21 protein-coding genes are annotated in these 21275 nt (G+C 58.5%); 12 read left to right on the top strand and 9 right to left on the bottom strand.

What is annotated here, in order from left to right:
• The first annotated feature begins 44 nt into the window (after positions 1 to 44).
• The 5 genes from BLU15_RS27620 (at position 45) to BLU15_RS27600 (ending at position 5013) form a co-directional block, all read left to right on the top strand.
• The gene (locus BLU15_RS27620) at positions 45 to 527 is read left to right on the top strand and encodes an Lrp/AsnC family transcriptional regulator (protein ID WP_034794810.1); all 483 of its coding nucleotides are present in this window, start codon (positions 45 to 47) and stop codon (positions 525 to 527) included.
• Positions 528 to 645: 118 nt separating this feature from the next.
• Positions 646 to 2142: an NAD-dependent succinate-semialdehyde dehydrogenase gene (locus BLU15_RS27615; RefSeq protein WP_089045758.1), complete on the top strand. Its 1497-nt coding sequence runs from the start codon at positions 646 to 648 to the stop codon at positions 2140 to 2142.
• Between the two features lie 37 nt (positions 2143 to 2179).
• On the top strand, positions 2180 to 3568 hold the full coding sequence (locus BLU15_RS27610) for an aspartate aminotransferase family protein (RefSeq protein WP_090299804.1): 1389 nt from the start codon (positions 2180 to 2182) through the stop codon (positions 3566 to 3568).
• A gap of 274 nt (positions 3569 to 3842) precedes the next feature.
• A complete protein-coding gene (locus tag BLU15_RS27605) occupies positions 3843 to 4307 on the top strand; it encodes a transposase (RefSeq protein ID WP_090299802.1) in 465 nt (154 codons plus the stop codon).
• A 133-nt stretch (positions 4308 to 4440) separates the two neighbouring features.
• Positions 4441 to 5013: a hypothetical protein gene (locus BLU15_RS27600; RefSeq protein ID WP_089045756.1), complete on the top strand. Its 573-nt coding sequence runs from the start codon at positions 4441 to 4443 to the stop codon at positions 5011 to 5013.
• Positions 5014 to 5327: 314 nt separating this feature from the next.
• Here BLU15_RS27600 and BLU15_RS27595 read toward each other — a convergent pair whose 3' ends face one another.
• From BLU15_RS27595 to BLU15_RS27565, 7 genes are all read right to left on the bottom strand, one after another.
• A complete protein-coding gene (locus BLU15_RS27595) occupies positions 5328 to 5696 on the bottom strand; it encodes a response regulator (protein WP_210187466.1) in 369 nt (122 codons plus the stop codon).
• Between the two features lie 35 nt (positions 5697 to 5731).
• On the bottom strand, positions 5732 to 7246 hold the full coding sequence (locus BLU15_RS27590; protein ID WP_060608035.1) for a sensor histidine kinase: 1515 nt from the start codon (positions 7244 to 7246) through the stop codon (positions 5732 to 5734).
• A gap of 335 nt (positions 7247 to 7581) precedes the next feature.
• Positions 7582 to 8640 carry a response regulator gene (locus BLU15_RS27585; RefSeq protein ID WP_060516671.1) on the bottom strand — a complete coding sequence of 353 codons (1059 nt, stop codon included), beginning with the start codon at positions 8638 to 8640 and terminating at the stop codon, positions 7582 to 7584.
• 8 nt (positions 8641 to 8648) lie between these two features.
• A complete protein-coding gene (locus BLU15_RS27580) occupies positions 8649 to 9215 on the bottom strand; it encodes a chemotaxis protein CheB (protein ID WP_034794885.1) in 567 nt (188 codons plus the stop codon).
• Complete coding sequence (locus tag BLU15_RS27575) at positions 9212 to 10051, bottom strand: CheR family methyltransferase (protein ID WP_034794888.1); 840 nt, start codon at positions 10049 to 10051, stop codon at positions 9212 to 9214. Before BLU15_RS27575 ends, BLU15_RS27580 begins: the two co-directional genes overlap by 4 nt.
• Positions 10048 to 13494 carry a response regulator gene (locus BLU15_RS27570; RefSeq protein ID WP_090299800.1) on the bottom strand — a complete coding sequence of 1149 codons (3447 nt, stop codon included), beginning with the start codon at positions 13492 to 13494 and terminating at the stop codon, positions 10048 to 10050. Before BLU15_RS27570 ends, BLU15_RS27575 begins: the two co-directional genes overlap by 4 nt.
• A gap of 377 nt (positions 13495 to 13871) precedes the next feature.
• Positions 13872 to 14891 carry a PAS domain S-box protein gene (locus BLU15_RS27565; protein ID WP_176960367.1) on the bottom strand — a complete coding sequence of 340 codons (1020 nt, stop codon included), beginning with the start codon at positions 14889 to 14891 and terminating at the stop codon, positions 13872 to 13874.
• Between the two features lie 321 nt (positions 14892 to 15212).
• On the opposite strand from BLU15_RS27565, the gene BLU15_RS27560 reads away from it, so the two are divergent.
• The 7 genes from BLU15_RS27560 (at position 15213) to BLU15_RS27530 (ending at position 19078) form a co-directional block, all read left to right on the top strand.
• A complete protein-coding gene (locus tag BLU15_RS27560; protein ID WP_060608044.1) occupies positions 15213 to 16070 on the top strand; it encodes a TIGR02587 family membrane protein in 858 nt (285 codons plus the stop codon).
• A gap of 8 nt (positions 16071 to 16078) precedes the next feature.
• Entirely contained in the window at positions 16079 to 16486 is a 408-nt protein-coding gene (locus BLU15_RS27555; protein ID WP_034794896.1) for a TIGR02588 family protein, read from the top strand.
• A gap of 81 nt (positions 16487 to 16567) precedes the next feature.
• Entirely contained in the window at positions 16568 to 17020 is a 453-nt protein-coding gene (locus BLU15_RS27550) for a pyridoxamine 5'-phosphate oxidase family protein (RefSeq protein ID WP_060608047.1), read from the top strand.
• 245 nt (positions 17021 to 17265) lie between these two features.
• A complete protein-coding gene (locus BLU15_RS27545) occupies positions 17266 to 17517 on the top strand; it encodes a hypothetical protein (protein ID WP_034794901.1) in 252 nt (83 codons plus the stop codon).
• Between the two features lie 169 nt (positions 17518 to 17686).
• Entirely contained in the window at positions 17687 to 18007 is a 321-nt protein-coding gene (locus BLU15_RS27540; protein ID WP_090299797.1) for a PepSY domain-containing protein, read from the top strand.
• A 21-nt stretch (positions 18008 to 18028) separates the two neighbouring features.
• Positions 18029 to 18628: a general stress protein gene (locus tag BLU15_RS27535; protein WP_090299796.1), complete on the top strand. Its 600-nt coding sequence runs from the start codon at positions 18029 to 18031 to the stop codon at positions 18626 to 18628.
• A 243-nt stretch (positions 18629 to 18871) separates the two neighbouring features.
• Complete coding sequence (locus BLU15_RS27530; RefSeq protein WP_034803410.1) at positions 18872 to 19078, top strand: CsbD family protein; 207 nt, start codon at positions 18872 to 18874, stop codon at positions 19076 to 19078.
• Between the two features lie 77 nt (positions 19079 to 19155).
• Here the strand turns inward: BLU15_RS27530 and BLU15_RS27525 are convergent, their stop codons facing one another.
• Positions 19156 to 20376 carry an NAD(P)/FAD-dependent oxidoreductase gene (locus BLU15_RS27525; protein WP_090299794.1) on the bottom strand — a complete coding sequence of 407 codons (1221 nt, stop codon included), beginning with the start codon at positions 20374 to 20376 and terminating at the stop codon, positions 19156 to 19158.
• A 180-nt stretch (positions 20377 to 20556) separates the two neighbouring features.
• Complete coding sequence (locus BLU15_RS27520; protein WP_082584573.1) at positions 20557 to 21192, bottom strand: BA14K family protein; 636 nt, start codon at positions 21190 to 21192, stop codon at positions 20557 to 20559.
• Positions 21193 to 21275 lie beyond the last annotated feature (83 nt).

Here is a 21275-nt window from a genome sequence, read left to right as displayed (position 1 = left end):
TTTTCCTCCGCTTTGACACGATCCCCGCCCGGAGGGCGCCCCGAATGAAACTCGACGCCATCGACCTGCGTATCCTGGAGGCGATCCAGCAGAACGGACGCATCACCAAGCTGGCGCTGGCGGAACGGGCGGGTCTATCACCAACGCCCTGCTGGCTGCGCCTGCGCAAGCTGGAAAGGGCCGGCATCGTCACGGGATATCACGCGCGTGTTGCGGTGCGACGCGTTGCGCCTGTTGCCAGCGTGATGATGGAGGTGACGCTCGCCAATCATCGGCAAGTGGATTTCGAACGCTTCGAACGGGCTGTCGCGACAACGCCCGAAATCGTGGCCTGCTGGTCGGTCGGCGGTGGCGTCGATTACATCCTGAAGATCGTGGCGCGTGATATCGATGCGTACCAGCGCCTTGTCGACAGCCTGCTTGACCGTGAGCTCGGCATCGACCGCTACTTCACCTACATCGTCACCAAGACGGTGAAGGAGGAGACCGTGCTTCCACTCGAGACGTTGCTTCCCCCTTCCGAATAGAGAGATTGTCTACGGCCGGGCCAATCTTTAGCCAAAGTCTCTGACGCCCACCCCGGCAATGGACAATCTGTCCCTCGCCCTCTGGCAGACTCCCTCCAGACACCAAGAGGAGGCTGCCATGACCGCCGTATTTGCCCGCACGACCTTTCACGACGCGCTTGCCCGCCTTGCCGATCCGCACCTCTTAAGGGAGCTCTCCTATGTCGGGGGGCGCTGGATTGCTAGCCGCGACGGCGCAAGCTTCAAGGTGACGGACCCTGCCTCGTCGGCGACGCTTGCCTGGGTCGCAGCCCTTGGTGCCGATGAGGCCGCAGAAGCCATCTCGGCGGCGAGTGACGCACTGCCCGCCTGGCGCAGCATGCTGCCGCAGCAGCGTTCCGCTATTCTTCGCAAGTGGCACGACCTGATACTGGAGGCGCGCGAGGACCTTGCGCTCTTGATGACGCTGGAACAGGGCAAACCACTCGCCGAATCGCGCGGTGAAATCGACTACGCGGCCTCCTTCGTCGAATGGTACGCGGAGGAAGGAAAGCGGCTGAATGCGGAAAGCGTCACCAGCCATCTGCCCGGAGCCGAAATGATCGTGCGGCGCGAGGCGCTGGGCGTCGTCGGGATCGTGACGCCGTGGAACTTCCCCTCAGCCATGATCACCCGGAAGGCCGCAGCTGCCCTTGCCGCCGGCTGCACGGTCGTTGCGCATCCCTCCAGCGAAACGCCGCTTTCAGCGCTCGCCCTTGCCGAACTTGGCGAGCGGGCTGGGCTTCCCGCGGGTGTCTTCAATGTGGTGACCGGCGATGCCGCCACGATCGTCGGCCGCATGAATGCCGATCCGCGTATTCGCGCCATGAGCTTCACCGGCTCGACCCAGATCGGCAAGCTGATTGCGGGCCAGTGCGCTGACACCATGAAGCGGATGGTGATGGAGCTCGGTGGCCATGCACCATTGATCGTCTTTGCCGATGCCGACATCGAGAAGGCTGCCGACATCGCAATGGCGGCGAAATTCGCCACATCCGGGCAGGATTGCCTCGCCGCCAACCGCATTTATGTCGAGCGCCCTGCACTTGCGGACTTCACGCGGGCCTTCAAGGCTCGCATCGAAGCGCTGAAGGTTGCCTCGGGCCTCGAACCAGACGCCGAGATCGGCCCCCTGATGCATGAGCGTGCCATCGCCAAGGTGGAAGAACAGGTCGCCGATGCGCTGAAGCGCGGCGCAAAGCTGCTGGCGGGCGGCAAGCGCCACAAGACAGGCGCTCTGTTCTTCGAGCCGACCCTTTTGACGGATGTACCGGACGATGCGCTGATCATGCGTGAGGAGACCTTCGGCCCGGTTGCCGCGGTCACCGCCTTCGACAGCGAGACCGAAGTAGTCGCCCGGGCAAACGACACCGAGTACGGCCTCGTCGCCTATGTCGTCACCGAAAACGGCGCGCGCCAGATGCGTCTTGCACGGGCTTTGGAGTACGGGATGGTCGCGATCAATCGGGTGAAGATCACCGGTGGACCGATCCCCTTCGGCGGCTGGAAACAGTCGGGCCTTGGCCGCGAAGGCTCCCGCCACGGCATCGAGGCCTTCACCGAACTCAAATATCTCTGCATCGATACGGCCGCCTGAGCGCAGGCGCCACATTTCATACGCGAAAGGAAAGACCATGCTCGAAAAAAGCAACGAACTCAGCGCCTGGGACCGTGATCACTTCTTCCACCCCTCCACGCATATGGGCATGCATGCGCGTGGTGAAACACCGACCCGGGTGATCGGCGGCGGCGAAGGTGTGTATATTACCGACACCAGCGGCAGGACGAGCCTCGATGCCTTTGCTGGCCTTTATTGCGTCAATGTGGGCTACGGCCGGCAGAAGATCGCAGACGCGATCGCCGAGCAGGCGAAGAACCTTGCTTATTATCACGCCTATGTCGGCCACGGTACGGAAGCGTCGATCACGCTTTCCAAGATGATCATCGATCGTGCGCCGGCGGGCATGAGCCGCCTCTATTTCGGTCTTTCAGGCTCCGATGCCAACGAGACCAACATCAAGCTGATCTGGTACTACAACAACATCCTTGGCCGGCCGGAAAAGAAGAAGATCATCTCCCGCTGGCGCGGCTATCACGGCTCCGGCGTCATGACGGGCTCTCTGACCGGCTTGCATCTATTCCACAACGCCTTTGACCTGCCGCGCGCGCCGATCCTGCACACCGAAGCACCCTACTTCTTCCGACGCCCCGATCGCTCGATGGATGAAGAGCAGTTCTCGCAATATTGCGCCGACAAGCTCGAGGAGATGATCCTTGCGGAAGAACCGGAGACGATCGCCGCCCTCATCGGCGAGCCGATCCTCGGTACTGGCGGCATCGTGCCGCCGCCGAAGGGCTACTGGCAGAAGGTCCAGGCTGTGCTCGAAAAATACGACATCCTGCTCGTCGCAGACGAGGTGGTGACCGGCTTCGGCCGCCTCGGCACCATGTTCGGATCGGACCACTACGGCATGAAGCCCGACCTCATCACCATTGCCAAGGGTCTGACCTCGGCCTACGCGCCGCTTTCCGGCACGATCGTATCGGATAAGATGTGGCAGGTGCTGGTGCAAGGATCTGACGAACTGGGCGCGATCGGCCATGGCTGGACCTATTCCGCCCATCCGATCTGTGCGGCCGCGGGGGTCGCCAACCTCGAACTGATCGACGAGTTGGGCCTGGTTGAAAATGCCGACAGCACGGGCGCTTATTTCCGCTCCGAACTGACGAAGGCACTCGCTGACCACAGACATGTGGGCGAAATACGTGGCGATGGCCTGATGGCCGCAATTGAGTTCGTCGAGGATAAGGACGACCGGGTATTTTTCGATCCGGCAAAGAAGATCGGCCCGCAAGTTGCGGCTGCCCTGCTTGAGCGCGGCGTCATCGGGCGGGCCATGCCGCAAGGTGATATCCTCGGCTTTGCGCCACCGCTTTGCCTCACAAAGGATGAGGCCAATGTTGTGGTGAAAGCGGCGGTCGAGGCCGTCACATCTGTCCTTGGCAAAGCAAAGGCAAGATGAGTGCAGATGCCAATACACGCAATTTGAACCTTGTTGTCGATGGGGAAGTGCTACGCCGCCCCATCGACAACCGTTGAGCCAGCAGTGCAATGGAAGCCCTATTGGCGAACGCCGATCTCGACCCTCGGGTCTAACGTCGAGCTGTTCCGGCATGGAAAACATCTAGCCAATCCGTATACCCTATTGGATCGGCACCAAAAATCGACCGGCAAGTAATGTTGACTCTGGTCTTCACTCGGTTGAAAAAAGGGCGACCATAAAAAAGGGATCACTCATGCCTGACGAAAACACGACGCCAACCACCCTGGTTGCGGAGGACGCAACGACTGTGCACCCACCCGAGCGAGCAAAGCGAAGCGCGACGAAGCGTCAGAAAGCGGCTGGGGAAACCACACGGGCGACTTCGAAGGCAACAGCATCAACGCAACCCACCAAGTCCCGTAAGTTCAGCGAACAAGATAAACTCGAGAAGCTGAGGCAGATCGGGGCCCAGGTCGCAGACGGCACGAGCACGATCAAAGATGCGATTAAAAGCGCAGGAATATCCGAGCAGACCTACTATAATTGGAAGGGTAGCTTAAAGGCGGATGATAAGACGAGCAAAAAGCCCGCGTCGGCCAGCGACGAGTTCGCCGAACTGGTGAAGCTCGACGCCGAGAACCAGAAGCTGCGAAAACTCCTGGCGGAAAAACTGCGCACTGAGAATGCCGACCTGCGCAAGAGGCTTGGCATAGATTGAGGCCCGGAGAAGCCACGCGCTGAGCGCTGTGGCTCCACCGCTCCTTTGGCGGGCGGCTGAGATGCGAGGTTGCACCCGACGTTGTGCAGCCGATCATGCCGCAGCACGTCGATCTACATTGGGTTCAAACTATATGAAAACGCCACAACGCAGGTTCGTTGTTGAGTTCAAGTCCGGCCGCCGTCAGCCAAAAGTGCAAGCGGGTTCGATCTGGGGCAACACAGATCTCAAGACCCTTGCGCGCGAGGTTGAAAACGAAGCGGCTCATCTGTTCGGCCGTCAAGAATTGAATGCCGACGGCGGCATTGATCCCGCCTCTGATGCTCATGTCCCGAGTTTTGTTGACGAACCGGCCGTGATCACGGCGCCCGAGCCGGCGAATGAGGTGGCTGACCAGGTCGCTGCGGCGCATTTAATTTCCAATGTCGCTGATGAAGCTCGCGAGACCGCAATCGGCCCGCTCACTGTCGCCAGGACCCGCGGTTTACCGAAACGCGCCAGCGGGAAGCATCCTCCCCGCCCCTCCCCGAGGACCGCTTCGGAACCTACAGAGCAACAGTCGGATCTGGAGTCGAGATCGGCGCCAACGATGCTCTTGGAAGAGTTGGTTTCACTTGATGCGGAAAACAGCCGCCTCCGAAAACTGCTGGGGGAACAACTCCGTGCGCAGAACGTAACTCTCAAGAAGATGCTGGAACGGTTTTAGTTTCCGCTCCTTCGTTGACGCTGAGTTCCGCGACGGCCCGCGTCCAAGTGACGATCATTCGTGTCGATGGCACACAGATTGTAGATCCTTCCTCGATGACGTCGACGGAGCTCGGAGCTGCGCTGGCCTTCTTTTGGAGTGGCCTGCGACGGTCATGGAAACAGACGCCCCCCCGTCAGCGAGCAGGGCGACATTGCCGATCTGTAAGCCGGTGCAGGCCAAGAGCCACCATCGCGCCAAATGACGTTAGGCAATCGCACCAGAGGAGGCCGAAAGGACGGGCAGGCTACCTCGGGGCAGGGCATTCATTCTGATCACACGGATGAAGATGCCTCCCCGTTCTTCTGCTCAAGTACCGCGTCCAGCGCTTCCACCAGGACAGAGTTCGAAAACGGCTTGGAGAGAACTGGAGCTGTGTGGCTGGTCCCAAGCAAGGCCGACGTCCCATATCCGCTTAGGACAAGAAACGGAATCGATTGCTGATAACACGCGTCAGCCACGGGAAGCCCGCTGTGTCCCTTGAGGTTCATGTCGAGCACGACGACGTCGATTTTCGTCGCGTCGTTAAGTAATTGCAGCGCCCGATCCACAGTCGGAGCAAGGCCCACAATCTGCATTCCAGCCGCAAGCAGAGTGTCCTCGATTGACATTGCCACCAGCATTTCGTCTTCAACGACGAGCACTCGACGTCCCGCTAATGTTGTTGAAATTGTCAACTTTACTGCGCTCCCGAGGGCTGTTTGCTACTGAAATCCATGCTCATTGTGCATCTGAGGCCATCCGGTTCGAACCGCAGTTCGACCGGATATCCGAGTTCGTGGGCTAGACCTCGGTTTAGAACCCGTAGACCGAACCCTTGGCGGTCCGGTTCAGACGTCGGAGGTCCGCCGCGCTCCTCCCAAAGAACGCTGCATACCTCCTGGCATTGCCATGATAATGCGACCCGACCAACCTGGTTCGAAAGTGAACCGTGTTTGATCGCATTGGTCAGCAACTCGTTGAACGCCATGGAAAGCGCCAGAGCTTTTTTCGGATCGATGCGGATCGCAGCGCCTTGGATCGAGACGCGCCCGTCCTCAATCCAAGCGGTAAGAACCGTTTGAGCGATATCGCTCAGGTTTACGGCCTGCCAAGCCTCCCGCGTAAGCAAGTCGTGCGCCTTGGCAAGAACGAGCAGACGAGTGTTAAAAGCCTGGGCGAACGCCTCGGGCGTTTCGGAGCTTTTCAATGTTTGCTCCGCGAGGGAATTCACGGTAGCCAGGGTGTTCTTCACCCGATGATTGAGCTCTCCCACCAAGAGCTTCTGCCTCTTCTCCGCCCTTCTTTCCTCTGTTCGATCCCGGAAGATCTTGAGGTAGCGATCAGGCCCGCTCTCCTCGACACGAAGCATGACACCTGAGCCCCAAAACCGTGACCCATCCTTGCGATAGTGCCAACGCTCGTTCGCGGCACGTCCCGTTTCGGCCGCGGTTCGCATTTCCTGTTGTGGGATTTCCAAGGCTCGATCCTCAGGACTGAAGAAAATACTGCCGGAGAGACCAAGGACCTCGCTGTCGAGATAGCCCAAAAGGCGTTCAGCGCCACTGTTCCAGCTTGCGATCCGTCCGTCGGCGTCGAGCGTTATGATGGCATATTCGCTCGCGCTGTCGAGGATGACACGCAACCGTTCATTGGTGCGGCGAAGTCCCTCTTCGGCACGTTGATGCGCCTCTTCCGATTGCTTCCGCTCGATGCTGAACCCGAGTTGCCGGGCGATAGTGAGGCACAGGGTGGCTTCGTCAGCGGTATAGACGTGAGCGACGTCGCGGTAGGTCATGAATTTGCCAACGACGATGCCATCGACGGTCACAGGAATGAATGCGAGGGAGCGGATACCCTCCCCTCGTATGGCGTTCTTGAGCGCCTGAGGCTCGTCAGAAAGCTCTATGTCGCTTACGAAAATGGGAATAGGATCTCGATCTCCCGGCTTCCACGGCGAGTGTCCATCAACTGCCCGACGATAGTCCTCCGAGAGCCCGCGGGAAGCGACGAATCGCATCACTCCGTGGCGGTCAAAAAGCAGGATCGAAGCCCGCGAACACCCCAGCGCCCGCTCGATCGCATCGAATGTCGCATCGAAAGCATCGGTCTCGGACTCTGCGCGGTATAGTCCGTCCGTCAATTGGAACAGCGCCTCCAACTCGTCGGCCTTCTTAATCCAGGGCGTGTCGTCGGCAGGTTCACGTTGGCTCATATGCGCCCCGCTGGGACGAGCCCGTACGGGCTCGGTTTCGATAGGGACTGCGACAACGAGCGTTTATATTTCCGCAGGCCCGGGTAAAGTTTAGGTGTGGCAGGCAGACCGGAATTCAAGCCCGAGCAGCGTCGAGTCCCGTCCGCAGGGCGAATGAATATCTCTGGTCGCGCGCCCTTATAGAATGAGCGATTAACCTATTAAATGGGACGTCGGCGAGTACCGATTTTAGGAGCAACCGGGAATGGGCACTAACCCCGGTAAACTGCTCGATTAGCAGCTTTATGCCAGCACACCACAAACAAAAGTGCGTCAAGCGTCCTTGCGGGGACCGATCAGTTTTTTAAACTAGCTAGCGGGATGCGGAGCGCCAGACAAAGCCCATCTGTCCGCCAATTTCGCGCCAGCGATCCGTTCAATCCCAAGATTGCCGCTTTCTCCAACGTTGTTCCAAATCCCGTCCTTTCGGAGCTCTCGGACAACGGATGTGATCCGTGTTCACTCCACTTGACGTGAAGTTCTTCGTCGAAAGTCGAAAGGTCGATGCTCAATTGCCCCGCAGGGCCGGAAAGGGCACCATACTTGACAGCGTTGGTGGTCAGTTCGTGCAGAAGGAGCGCCATTGACGTCAGTGCCTTGTCGCCGAGGGGAGCGTCCGTTCCGGAGATCAGGATTCGAGAGCCGTGAGCGTGGTCGTGTGGCGCAACGATCGCCTTCAACAGAGCCACAACCGTCGTCGCAATATCTCCGCGATCGTCCTCCCCGACAAGGTCGGGCAGCGTAAGTTCGTGGGCGCGAGACAGTGCGTGTAGCCGCGACCGTAGATCAGCCTCTAGATCGGAAACGGTTGTGGCTTGCCTGGCGCTCACCGAGATCAACCCGGCGGTGAGGCTGAACAGGTTCTTGATGCGGTGATTGATTTCCCGCAGCAGAATATCCTTGTGCTCTGCTGCCTGCTTAAGCGCCTGCGCCTGGGCAGCGAGTTCATCTCGTTGAGCGGCGAGTTGCTGCCTTTGCCGGTACAGTTCGAAGAACACGTCGACTTTGCTTGACAGAACGTCCGGTTCAATCGGCTTTTGGATGAAGTCCACCGCGCCAGCCTCGTAGCCGCGAAAACGGCGTCGGCCGTCTGCAATACCCGCCGTCACAAAGATGATGGGAATGTGTCGCGTGCGTTCGTTGCCGCGCATCAACTCGGCAAGTTCGAAACCGTCCAGACCCGGCATCTGAACGTCGACAAGCGCGAGCGCCACGTCTTGTCGAAGCAGGATCTCAAGCGCCTGATCGCCGGACCGCGCCTTCATGAGAAGGCGATCGTCTCGGCGGAGCAGTGCCTCCAGCGATATGAGATTTTCCTCGAGGTCATCGACCAGTAGAAATGGGACGGGCTCCATAGTTGTTCTCAGACCTCTTTCAAGTATTCGGCAATGGCATCGAGCGACAGGACGAGGGCGCTCGGGCATGATTGGATTGCAGCTTCCGGCATGGCGCGAGCGTGAGCGCCTTCGGGGTTTTGCACGATCACCGTTCCGCCTGCATTGTGGACAGCCGCCAGGCCGTCTGCCCCATCTCGGTTGGCGCCGGTCAGGACAATCGCGATAAGATCCGGCCCGAAGGCATCGGCAGCACTTTCGAAAAGTATGTCGATTGACGGGCGGGAGAAGAGGACAGGCTCATCAGAGGAAAGGGACAGGTTCCTGTCCGTTTCAACGAGCAGATGATAGTCCGGCGGTGCAAAATAGATCGTGCCGGCCTCGAGCGACTGTTTGTCCTCGGCCTCCTCGACAGGCAACCGGCACTTTGCACGAAAAAGGTCGACCATAAGGCTCGGCCTGTCGGATGGAACGTGAACGACCACGATCACGGGCAACGGGAAGCTTCGCGGCAACGCCGGCAGGATTGCCGAAAGTGCTTCGACAGCCCCCGCCGAAGCGCCAATGATCACCGCTTGAGCTTTTGCTGGCGTCATTCGACACGCCTTTGGTAGATCTTCTCCTCACGCACGAAATCCGTGAACGCATCGGCATGAAGGGAAAAGCGCAAATTCTCCTTGGCGCCGAGCCCGAGGAAACCTTTGCGAGCGAGCGAGTCCTTGAAAAGACCCACCGCGCGGTCCTGAAGCGCGCGGTCGAAGTAAATCATGACGTTTCGGCACGATATGAGGTGCATTTCTGCAAAAACGGCGTCGGTCACCAGGCTGTGATCCGAAAACACGACATGGCGGCGCAAGGTCTTATCGAACAGCGCCTTGCCGTATGCCGCCTGATAGTAGTCCGACAACGATGATTTTCCACCCGATTTGCGATGGTTCTCGGTGAAAAGCTGTATCCTGTCGAGTGCATAGACGCCGGCCTCGGCCGCCTCCAGCGCTTCATGACTGATGTCAGTGGCATAGAAGATCGTTCGATCTTCGAGGCCTTCTTCGCGAAACAGGATAACCAGCGAATAAAGCTCCTCGCCGCTGCTGCAGCCAGCAATCCACACCTTCAAGGAAGGGTAGGTCCTCAAGTGGGGAACGACCTTTTCCCGGATCGCCTGGAAGTAACTCGGATCGCGAAACATCTCGCTCACTTGGACGGTCAGAAAACGCAGCAATTGCGGCAGCATTGCCTGATCGTGCAGAAGTCCCTCCTGCATCGCCGAGAAAGTATCGAACCCCAGTTGTTCGCGCGCCTTTTTCAGGCGGCGCTTGATCGAGGCCATCGCATAGTTGCGAAAGTCATAGTGGTATTTGAGAAACAGTGCTTCCAGCAGCAACCGGATTTCGATGTCTTCTACCTTTTCAACGGCGGTGGCTTCGCTCATTTGGGCATCCATACACGCACCAGCGACAGCAGCCTGTCGACGTCCAGCGGCTTGGCCATGTAATCATTCGCCCCAGCCTCAATGCAGCGCTCCTGATCGTCCGGCATTGCCTTGGCGGTCAGCGCAATGATCGGCAACTTCTTCCAAGTCGGGTTCCTTCGGATTTCAGCGGTCGCGACCAAACCATCCATCACAGGCATCATGACGTCCATCAGCACGAGCTCAATCGGGCGCCCGGGGCCAGATGAAGCTTTTTCGAGAACCTCCAGTGCCTCGCGGCCGTTGCGCGCGATCTCGACGATCGCACCGCGCGGTTCAAGAATGTTGGTTAGCGCGTAGACGTTTCGGATATCATCTTCCACCACGAGAATGCGACGCCCCTCCAACAGCGCATCGCGGTTGCGCGCCTTGCGGATCATCTTTTGCTGTTCGTCCGGCAGTTCCGATATCACCTGATGCAGGAACAGGCTCACTTCATCGAGCAGTCGCTCGGGGGATTTTGCCCCCTTGATGATGATCGACTTCGAGAAGCGCCTCAACTTCTGCTCGTCATCCGCCGAGAGTTCGCGTCCAGTATAGACGATGACAGGCGGGAAGGCATAAGCGCTCTGTGAGCTCAACGTCTCCAGCAACGAATATCCCGACGCGTCAGGCAACGACAGGTCAAGCACCATGCAGTCGAAAGTCTGGTGCTTCAGGAGGTCAAGGCATTCGGCGGCGGTGCTGGCGGTCACCGTCTCGACGTCCTGCGTGCCGATCAGTTTTGCCACCGCTTCGCGCTGCACCGGATCGTCCTCGACGACCAGGACGCGATGCATTTGTTTCGTAAACCGCGCCTCGAGCTTTTGCAGAACCTTCAACAGTTCTTCTCGATTGACGGGCTTGATGGCATAACCGGCAGCCCCGAGAGAGTAGGCACTCTCGGCGTGATCGCTCCCCGACACGACATGGATCGGGATATGACGGGTCAAGACATCATGCTTCAGCCGGTCGAGGACGGCGAGGCCCGATTGGTCCGGCAACCCTATATCGAGCACGACGGCGCTTGGCATGAATTCCTTCGCAAGCAAAAGCGCCTCTTCGGCGGTTGCCGCGACAATTGCCTGGAAGCCCATTTCCCGCGACAGATCACGCACGATGCCGGCAAAAGTGTCATCATCTTCGATTACCAGCAGCACGCGTTTTGTATTTGTCAGAACATCTCGGTCGTCGTCGATCCGGCGGATCGGCCTGGGCGTAACCGTACCTGCCTTTTGCGCCGTGACCGTCGTTGCGAGCGTTCCTGGACTTGGCGCAAGAGCTGTCGGCTTGGCCACATCGAACCGTTCCCCGATGGTAACGGTAAACGTACTACCCCGTCCCGCCTGGCTTTGAAGCACGATCGTTCCGCCCAAAAGCCGCGCCAGTTGCCGAGAGATGGAAAGGCCGAGCCCGGTGCCGCCATACTTACGGCTGATTGTGCCATCGGCCTGGTGGAAGGCATCGAAGATCGCCCGCTGATGTTCCTGTGCAATTCCGATTCCGGTGTCGCTGACGGAGAAGCTAACCTTGCCCTCGCCAACCGAACCAATCACCAAGGTGACCTTGCCGGTCTCGGTGAACTTGATCGCATTTGAAAGCAAGTTCTTGAGAATTTGTTCAAGCCGCAACGGATCGGTCTCGATAGTGAGCGGACATTCCTCAGCAAGTTCAACGGAAAACCCGAGTTTCTTCTCGGTCGCCAGCGGCAGAAACACCTGACGAAGGTTGCGAGCCAGTCGCTCGAGCGAAACGGTTTCCGGCCGGATTTCGACATGCCCGGCCTCGATCTTGGAGAGATCGAGAATATCGTTGATCAGGTTCAAGAGATCATTGCCCGAGGATTGGATCGTCTTGGCAAACTTCACCTGCTCCTCAGTCAGGTTTTCGTCGGGATTGTCCGCAAGCAGCTTGGCCAAAATCAAGGAAGAGTTCAGCGGCGTGCGCAACTCGTGGGACATATTGGCAAGGAAGTCGGATTTGTATTGGCTTGCCTGCTCTAGTTCCTTCGCCTTGGCCGATATCGATACGTTCGCGCGCTCCAGCTCGTCGCGCTGAGCCTCAAGCCGCTGGGCTTGTGTTTCCAGCTGAGCATTGGTCTGCTCAAGTTCAATTTGCTGCTGCTCGAGGTGCGCCTGAGATTCCTTCAGCGCCCGCCCCTGCTCTTCAAGCTCTTCGTTTGAAACGCGCAGCTCCTCGCTTTGCGTTTGCAACTCTTCGGACTGCCGTTGCGTTTCCTCCAGCAGGTCGTGAAGCTGGCCGCGATAGGTCGCTGCCTTCACGGCAATCGCGATAGCCTCCGATGCGCGGTCAAGAAAGGTGACGATGGTCTCGTCGATTGGCCCAAGAAAGCCGAGCTCGATCACCGAATTCACTGAACCATCGACCTTTCCGGTCTGGATCGCGAGATGGCGTGGTTTGTCCATCCCAAGCCCGGAACCGAAGGCCAGGTAACCATCCGGGACATCGTCGACGACGATTGAACCCCCTTCCGCAACCGCTTGACCCAAGAGGCCTTCGCGGGGTCGAACCGTCATTGGCAAGTTCGCCTCGGGCGGAACGCCACGACTACAAGCCCGCTGGAACGAACCATCACCGCGAATGAAGATCGCACCGGCAATGGCGCCTGCGTAAGGCGCCAGGAAGTCGAGAATACTTTTGCTCAGCTGCTCGATCGACTGATCGCCCATCATCGCCGACGCCAACCCGACCTGACCAGCCTGAAGCCATTCATCCCTTCGGCGGACGATCGTGGCCTTGCGAATGAGGAGGGCGATTGCTGCGGTCAAAGCAATTCCGAGAAGACCAGAAAGCAGAGTGCTGAGCCGCGCAGTCTTCTGCGCATTCTCCATTTCGGCCAATCGATCAAGGCGCACTTCCAGCTCAGCGCCCGACATGGCCGCAATCTGCGCGCGGACGGCATCCATTTCGATCTTGCCGCGATCGGAGTTTACCATCGCAATCGCCGCCTCAAGACCGTCGGCCCGTCTCCGATCGATGGTCGCCCCGAGTTCCGCGAGCTTGGCGTCCACATGTTGCCTGAGAGCCACCAGCCGCTGACTTTGGCCCGGATTGCTCGCAGTCAGTTGACCGATCTGATCGAGTTTTGGCCGAATGGCGCGAACTGCCGCGTTGTAGGGGGCAAGGTAGCCCCCACTATTGGTCAACAAAAACCCACGCTGACCGGTCTCGGCATCCTGAACAAGCGACAGCAGTTCGTCGAGAGAAACAATGGCAACGTGGGTTTGTACAATCCTCTCGTTGCCCCGTTGCAGGGCCTCCAGGTTGAGATAGGCAACGACGCTGCTTGCGACAAAAAAGAAGAGGGTGCCTGCCAGGCCGAGGGCCACGCCCGCTTCTAGGCCCAAAAGCGCGCGGAACGAGCGCGAACTCAAGCTCGATCTTCTGGTTGCGGTGGCGGACATTCAGACTCCGAGGAAAGAGCAAGCATTGAGTGGAAACAGCGACCGTGTGCTGACGGTGCGTGGCTGGATTGCGAAGACGTTCTGGTTCAGCGGCGGTTCCTGCCGAAGTCGGAATTCGACCAGCCCTGACGGATTCGCGCTGATTCTATGTTGCATTATCAAACCTGCCCGCCGAAGCGTACAAACTTTTGAAATAACAGGCCGTTTGTTCACCCGTCTGCCCCCAAAACCTTTCCCGCTAAACCGCGGAATGCTGAATTTGCGAGCTCTAACTATGGCTCCCTCGTTCTTTTTCCATCTCCCTGCCGCCACCTCATTCTCGCCAGGCACCGCCTGTCACATTTTGGTGACAGTGCACGGTGGTCACTGCAGTGATTTCACAGAGAGAAGCGCGGCCACTCCAGGAAGCGGTCCGCGGGCCCGACCAACCGCCACCGGGCAAATCCGTCTCCGTGGGCGGATTCCACCTTGGCGTTTAGGGCCTGCGGCACTGTCCTCTTTAGCACGACCGCGCCAAAACCCGAGCGCGGCAACTGATAGTCGCGACCTTCAGGGCCAGGGTGCTCATCCCAAGACATCGAAAAGGCAAGGCCTGCCGGGGAAGTGGCCAGCGCCCAGGTAATTGAAATCGTGCCGGCACGCGACCGCAATACGCCGCCCTTTGACGAATGAAGGGCTAACTCGTGGATCGCCATCCCAAGATTTTCGATTGCAGCTGGGGCAAGCGCGATGCCCGGGCCAGAAATCTGACAGAACGCTTCAGCATGAAACGCTGCGATCTGCTTTTCGACCAGGCCTCTTAGATCTGTTGCTTGCCAATCTGCCGACGCAATCAGGTCGTGGGATGCCGAAAGGGCCCATATGCGGTTTTCAAGGTCCTTCTGGAAAACCGCAGGTTCCGTTTCTTCGCTCCTGCTCTGCCGGATCATCGAAAGAATGATGGCATAGTGGTTCTTGACCCGGTGGTTGACCTCCCGCAGCAGCAGGCGGATTCGCCTTTCACGGTCCTTTGCGGATGTGATGTCGCGCGCAACCTTGGATGCTCCGATGATGCGGCCCTTGGAGTTGCGGATCGGGGAGATCGTCAGCGAAACGGTTACAAAGCTGCCGTCCTTGCGCTGCCTGACGGTTTCGAACGGTTCAATCCTTTCACCTTTGCGCAGGCGCTGCAGCAGATCTCGCTCTTCGTCGTGAAGATGAGTGGGTATGATCGTCAGGATTGATCGCCCGACCATCTCCTCGGCTGAGTAGCCGAACATGCGTTCGGCTGCGCCGTTCCAGGTTCGCACGGTACCATCGAGATCCTTGCTGACGATGGCGTCGAAGGACGACTCCACAATGGCCGCAAGCCTCGCTCGCAAGATATCTTCACTCCCCGCCTTGTCGAAAGAACCCAAGGGCATAGCTTACTGCTCCAACTTCACGAACATTCCCTTTCCCAAGGGCTACCAACCCCGTGGAAAGACGTGGACGTTGTTATTGTTCCAATGCCCTGAGCAACGAAAGCATGAGCGCTACGCGCCGGTCGCGATCACCGGAGTGCGGACGGCTGAACGGGTTCGATGTGCACTTGATCGATGCAAGCAAGGAAACGCCGACATTGAGGGGCTGGACCGGCCGGCTGGACATCAGGAACTTGCGCTGTCTCTCGACGTTACCTCTGTCAGAGAAATGCTGCCGCGTCCTTGCGAGGCCGACAGCAACCTTGAGAGGGAAAGATGACCAAGGGCGGGACGCGGGCCGATTTTGACCATGGCCGCTTCGCGAAGGGCCTCGCACGCGGCTTCGCCGGCGCGTTGCTTTTTGCGCTGCCTATGTTCCTCACGATGGAAATGTGGGAACTCGGCCTCTACATCGACCGCGACCGGCTGCTTATTTTGCTTGTGGTCAACATTCCGCTGCTTGTCCTCCTTGCGCGTCGGATCGGCTTTGAAAATGTATCGACGTGGCGCGAAGCGCTGCGAGACGCAAGCATTGCATACTGCCTGGGTATCGCGGCGAGTGTCTTTGTTCTTTTCATGATTGGCGTCCTAAAAATTGGCCAGGCCCTGCCGGAAGTGCTTGGAATGATCGCCATTCAGGCGGTCCCAGCCAGCATTGGCGCCTTGCTCGGCCGCAGCGAACTGGGGACACGAACCGAAAGCGGCGAGGACGAGAAGGATCCGATCGGCGAGACGCGGGGCGATGGTTACGGTGGCGAACTTTTTATGATGGTCGTTGGGGCTCTGTTTCTCGGTCTCAACGTCGCCCCAACCGAAGAAATGATCCTGATATCCTTTAAGATGTCGCTGTGGCACGCCATTGCCGCAATCTTGGCGTCGATCCTGCTGATGCATGGCTTCGTCTACGCCCTGTCTTTCATAGGCGGCCATGAACTCGATGAGAACACACCTGGCTGGCATGCCCTTATCCGCTTCACAACGCCGGGTTACGTCATCGCATTCGCGATCAGCCTCTATTGCCTATGGACGTTTCATCGGCTGGACGGCCTCGATCCAACACAAGCGATTGTCGCCACGGCTGTCCTCGCCTTCCCGAGCGCAATCGGCGCAGCCGCAGCGCGCCTCATTCTGTAGGTAACGTGATGGCAAAGACCCCGAAACCAGGCTCCGTTGAAAATCGTCGAGCGCATTGGATCGAATGGACGACCGGTGCGGTTTCCACCATCCTGATCACGGCGCTTATTGGCTGGATCAGCTATCAGGCTGCAACCCAGGCCGATGGGCCTCCGGACCTCTCGGTGACGATCGTCAGCAGCGCGGGGAGTGCTGGCGGATATCTGGTCATGTTCGATGTTAACAATGCAGCCGACCGAACGGCGGCCGCCGTCGTCGTACGTGGCGAAATCACCGACAACGATAATGTCATAGAGACCGCGGAGATCACGCTTGACTACGTGCCTGCGCGATCGAAGGCGCGGGGTGGACTGATCTTTCGCAACGATCCTGCAGGTCGCTCCCGTGTTTCCGCGACCGGTTTCAGCGAACCGTGACCGACGACGTGCGCCAGGGCGGTGTCAAGGAACCTGTTTGTGCTCTCGCGGTTAGGACCTGAACGCCAACGGGAGTGCACGATGACTTTGACGCTCAACGACATCTCCAACGAACTGAAGAATATCGACTTCGGCATGCTTTCGACAAAGAAGGCAGACGGAACCATCTCCAGTCGACCAATGAGCAACAATGGCGACGTGGACTATAGGGGGGACACCTGGTTCTTTTGCTTTGAGCAGTCACAAAAAATCACCGAGATCAAGGCAGATCCGAAGGTAACCCTGACTTACACCGCTCGTCCGAGCCTTCTCGGCAAACCCGGTATTTTCATTGCAATCCAAGGGAATGCTTCGCTCGTGGGTGACAAGCAGACGTTTGCCGAGCATTGGATGAGCGAGCTTGAAAGATGGTTTCCCCAAGGCGTGGACACCCCCGGTCTTTTAATGATCAAGGTTCACGCGTCGAAAGTCACCTACTGGGATGGCGATGAGACGGGGAGCATCTTCGCCCCTGACGACCACCCACAAGACTAGCGCGCAAAGCCCTCCGTCCTATGCACCGGCACCCGCGCTCGCTGTTCACTCTCAAGGCGGCCAAAAGCCCATAAAAAGCGCACATCTAGACCCACAGTTGCACGCGCTCCTAACGCACCAAACGCTTGGATGTTCCTTGAAAAAACTTCGCTTTTCGGCCCGCTATCAACGGAACAGAACGACCCGTTTTGCCGTTCAATCGCGGTGAACGCCGGTGTCGTATCGGCCCAATGGAGAACATACAAATGCTGAAACGGATTGCTACTTTCGCCCTCATCGCGGCATTTGCCAGCCCCGCTCTGGCACAGCAAAAGGTCGTTTGCGATGAAGCTTCAATCGCTAAGGCCGAACAGCAAGTCGCGCAAATCTCCGACGGCGCAAAAAAGATCGAGTCCACCAAGGAACTCACCATGGCGAGAGATGCCATGATGGCGAACGACATGGAGAAATGCACGTCGCATCTCGACAATGCCATCAAGGGCATGGACGCCATGTAGAGTCCGTCTGAAGGGAGCATTGATGCTGAAGCGCAGTGTTCCCTCAGTCTGCTGCATATAATCCATCATGCTGCTCACCGGGTCGAAACGAACGGAGATGTGGCTCTTATGATCTCAAATTTTTCCTCCGGATGCCCGCATCTCGAGGATCGAAACGAGGAACAAAATCATGAAAAATATCCTGCTCGCCGCGGTCTTCCTCGGCGGATCGAGTTTGGGCGCGCTCGCGCAGACCGCCACACCTCCCGCTACAGCAGATGGTGATACGCCTGCCGTGGCAACACCAGACACCACCAATCCAACAGCGCCCGTCGCCGGCGCCAACAGTTTCACTGAAGAACAGGCCAAGGATCGCCTTACTGACGCCGGCTACACCGATGTGACCGGTCTAAAGCTCGACGACAAGGGCGTCTGGCGCGCAACTGCCTCGAAGGACGGCAAATCCATGCAGGTCGCGCTCGACTACCAGGGCAACATTGTTGCCAACTAACCCCAGAACGAGGAAATCCCCATGAAAACCGTTAGTGGACTTTTTGACGACTATTCGGACGCCCGCGCCGCTGTGTCAGCCCTTGAAGATCGCGGCGTGCCGTCGGACGACATCAGCATCGTTTCCAACAATGTTGGGGATTGGTACGGCACTGCAGACGAAAGCAACGCGGCTGAAGGCGCTGGGACAGGCGCCGGTGTCGGCGCTGCGGTCGGTGGCATTGGCGGCCTTTTGACTGGTCTTGGGGTCATGGCCATCCCGGGTGTCGGTCCGGTGGTCGCAGCCGGTTGGCTTGCCGCGACCGCGGCGGGTGCTGCCGCCGGCGCGGTAGCAGGTGGTGCCGCCGGCGGGATTATCGGAGCGATGACGGATTCGGGCGTTCCGGAAGAACATGCCCATGTCTATGCGGAAGGCGTACGGCGCGGTGGCGCGGTCGTCACGGCACGGGTCGACGACGCGCTCCAGGCGGATGCCGAAGCGATCCTACGCCGCGGTAGCTGGGTCGACCCGGTGCAGCGTCGAGCTTCTTATTCCGAGCAGGGCTGGCGGCGCTTTGATCCGACGCTCGCTCCCTATACTCCCGATGAGGTTGAACAGGAGCGGCGGCGCTACAGGCGCTGATGTCCCCAAGGCGTCTTCTCGGGTCCTAAATTCATCCGTTGCCGGCATACCGGCATAATGCCGCTGGCAACGGATAAGCATTGCCTAAACCAACGAGGCAGGGCCTGCAGTCGGCTAAACTGTCTCGAGGTTCATAGAGCCGGGCCCGACAAACAGCACCATCATTCTCAACAAATAACGGAACAAGTGCGTAGCTCACTCGTTCAAGAAATGTACCTGAAATAGCAATGGAGCGTCCCCAAAATGGATTGGAACCGTGTTGAAGGCAACTGGAAGCAGATTAAGGGTAAGGTCAAGGAGCAGTGGGGCAAACTCACCGACGATGACCTCGACCAGATCAACGGTAAACGCGAGCAACTCGAAGGCAAGATCCAGGAGCGTTATGGATATGCCAAGGATCAGGCGAGGAAAGATATCGACGACTGGTATTCAAACCAGCGTTTCCATTGATCCAAAGCTACCTCCACTCTTTATCTTCAAAGGCCGCCGTTCCGGCGGCCTTTCTGCTTGCTGCCTGGCTTCAAAGCTCAGCGAAAGGCAAACAATTCGCTATCTGGGTCGCGGTAGCCCAAAATCTCTGACGACACGATCTCCGCAGCGATCTGGCTGTAGGTAATGCCATTGCCCCCATAACCCATCACAGCATAGACATTCTCCAGCCCCGGAACGTTTCCGATAAGCGGCAATCCGTCAGAGGTAATGCCAAAAGGCGCGGCCCAAAGATAATCCGGTTCGCCGATTGGTATTTCCAGGAGCGCCGACAGCTTTGCGCGCAAGATCTTTGATTTGGCTCTAAGCTTGATAGGGTCCGCAAATGCGGTGGCGCTTTCTTCGTCCTCCCCTCCAACAATCAGGCGACCATCCTTGGTCGAGCGAAAATAGAGGTATGGATCGGATGCCTCCCAAACAACATAGTTCTTAAGCCAGTCAGGCCGTGGATGGTGCGGCTTAGTCGCAAGCGCCCAGGTGGATACCATCCGATGGCCTTGGTGGGCCACGACGTCGAGAAACTCGTAGCCCGTGCAAAACACAACGTGCTTGGCCAGTATGATTTCGCCTGTCGAGGTCGCAGCGGCGTTCCATCCTTCAACGCTGCGTACGTCGGTAATCTCCGTGTCGCCTATGAGCGAAACACCGTCCCTCTGGGCTTTGCGCCACAAGCCGGCTGTCAATTGCGCCGGATTTGCGGCTGCAGAAATATCGGACTCGATTGCCGCAGTCCGATTGAGACCGAACTCTTCGCGCAAGCAAGCAGACTTGAGAAACCTTGCTGAAATGCCAGCGGCCTGCCGCGCGTCGATTTCCAAGCGAAGCGCGCGGGCACCATAGGCATTGCCGGACTGATAAAGAGACTTCTTTTGTTCAAAGCCACAGTCGATTCCAAGACTGTCGATGAGCGTGATCAGTGTTTCCACTGCTCTTGCGGAGCGTTGCCATGCGCGCCGCGCCTTGTCCTGCCCAATCATCGTGGTGAGCCGGTGGAGCGGCACATCGATCTCGTGCTGGATCATCGCAGTGCTCGCCAAAGTGCTGCCTTGTACCGGCCAGCGTCGGTCGACGACGAGAATTTTCATGTCTCGCTTGGCAAGGGACAACGCCATCAGCGCCCCTCCGATGCCGGCGCCGACGATCAACACATCGACTTTGTCAACGGAGATGCGACTTTGCGCGACAACCTTGATATGACGCGTGTTGGACCACAGTGGCCGATTGGACCGCAATTTGCGCTTTCGCGTGATTTTCTCCAACTCTTTGCATCTCCATGTTCCGGTAGAGGTTGGATAGCCGGACGAACGCTCATTCTTCCGCTTTACTCTCGCTATCCATCGGGATCGCGATCCCTTGAATGCCTCAGCCGTCGCAACGCACGCCCGGGAGAGGCCGGTGCCGCCGAAGAATGTTCGTGCCGCAGTTGACTTGCGGGCTGCTCATCGCCCCGACACGGGCCGCACGCTGTTGCTCGCTTCGAGGCGCGCATCTTGGGATGGATAAAGGCAGTGCCTTCGAGGGCCGTTGTAGGGCTGGTAGGTGTTGTCATCGGCTCGATACGACTGATAGCGGACGGTACACGAGACGGTACGCGGTTCGGCCGTCGCGTAGCCCACGAACCGCCGATCGATTTGCGCCGTCCGGTCTTTGTGGATCGGGTACATGACCGCGTAAGGCGACTGGCACGTTCGTATTTGTCCACCGTATGAGCGGTACGCGTTGGTTTCGGGGTTATAGGACCGGTAGCGGCTTGAGCACCAATCGCGGTGGGCTGTCGAGAGGCCGGTATGGGAGGTCACCAAGGTTGGAGCAGTGAGTGCCAGACGCCCCGATGTTCGCTTCGCCGAAACCGGGTTCGTGACGTAAGTGGAATAGACGGGCGGCAAACGCTGGTAGTTCTGCTGGCTCCGGTCGATCCGGACCGGTGTTGCGGTCCAAAGATCTGGAGCCGAAGCCGACTTCAGCAGAGGAGGTTCGGTGGGCTTGGCCAGCACGAGTGAGGCGACGGACGCAGCCGCGGCGCTGGCGCAAACGGACAATGCGATGCCAAATGCCAGCGATCCGATCGCTTTCATGGTTTTGCTCCTCTGCCCGTCACTGGGAATGCCTTTTGGTATCAGCGCGAAATCGAAAGCGATTGAATTTCCAACGAAAACGC

Source organism: Ensifer sp. YR511, assembly GCF_900103045.1.
Taxonomy (GTDB): domain Bacteria; phylum Pseudomonadota; class Alphaproteobacteria; order Rhizobiales; family Rhizobiaceae; genus Ensifer; species Ensifer adhaerens.
Note: the sequence above shows the minus strand (reverse complement) of the source record. Positions and strands in the feature narration are given on the sequence as shown.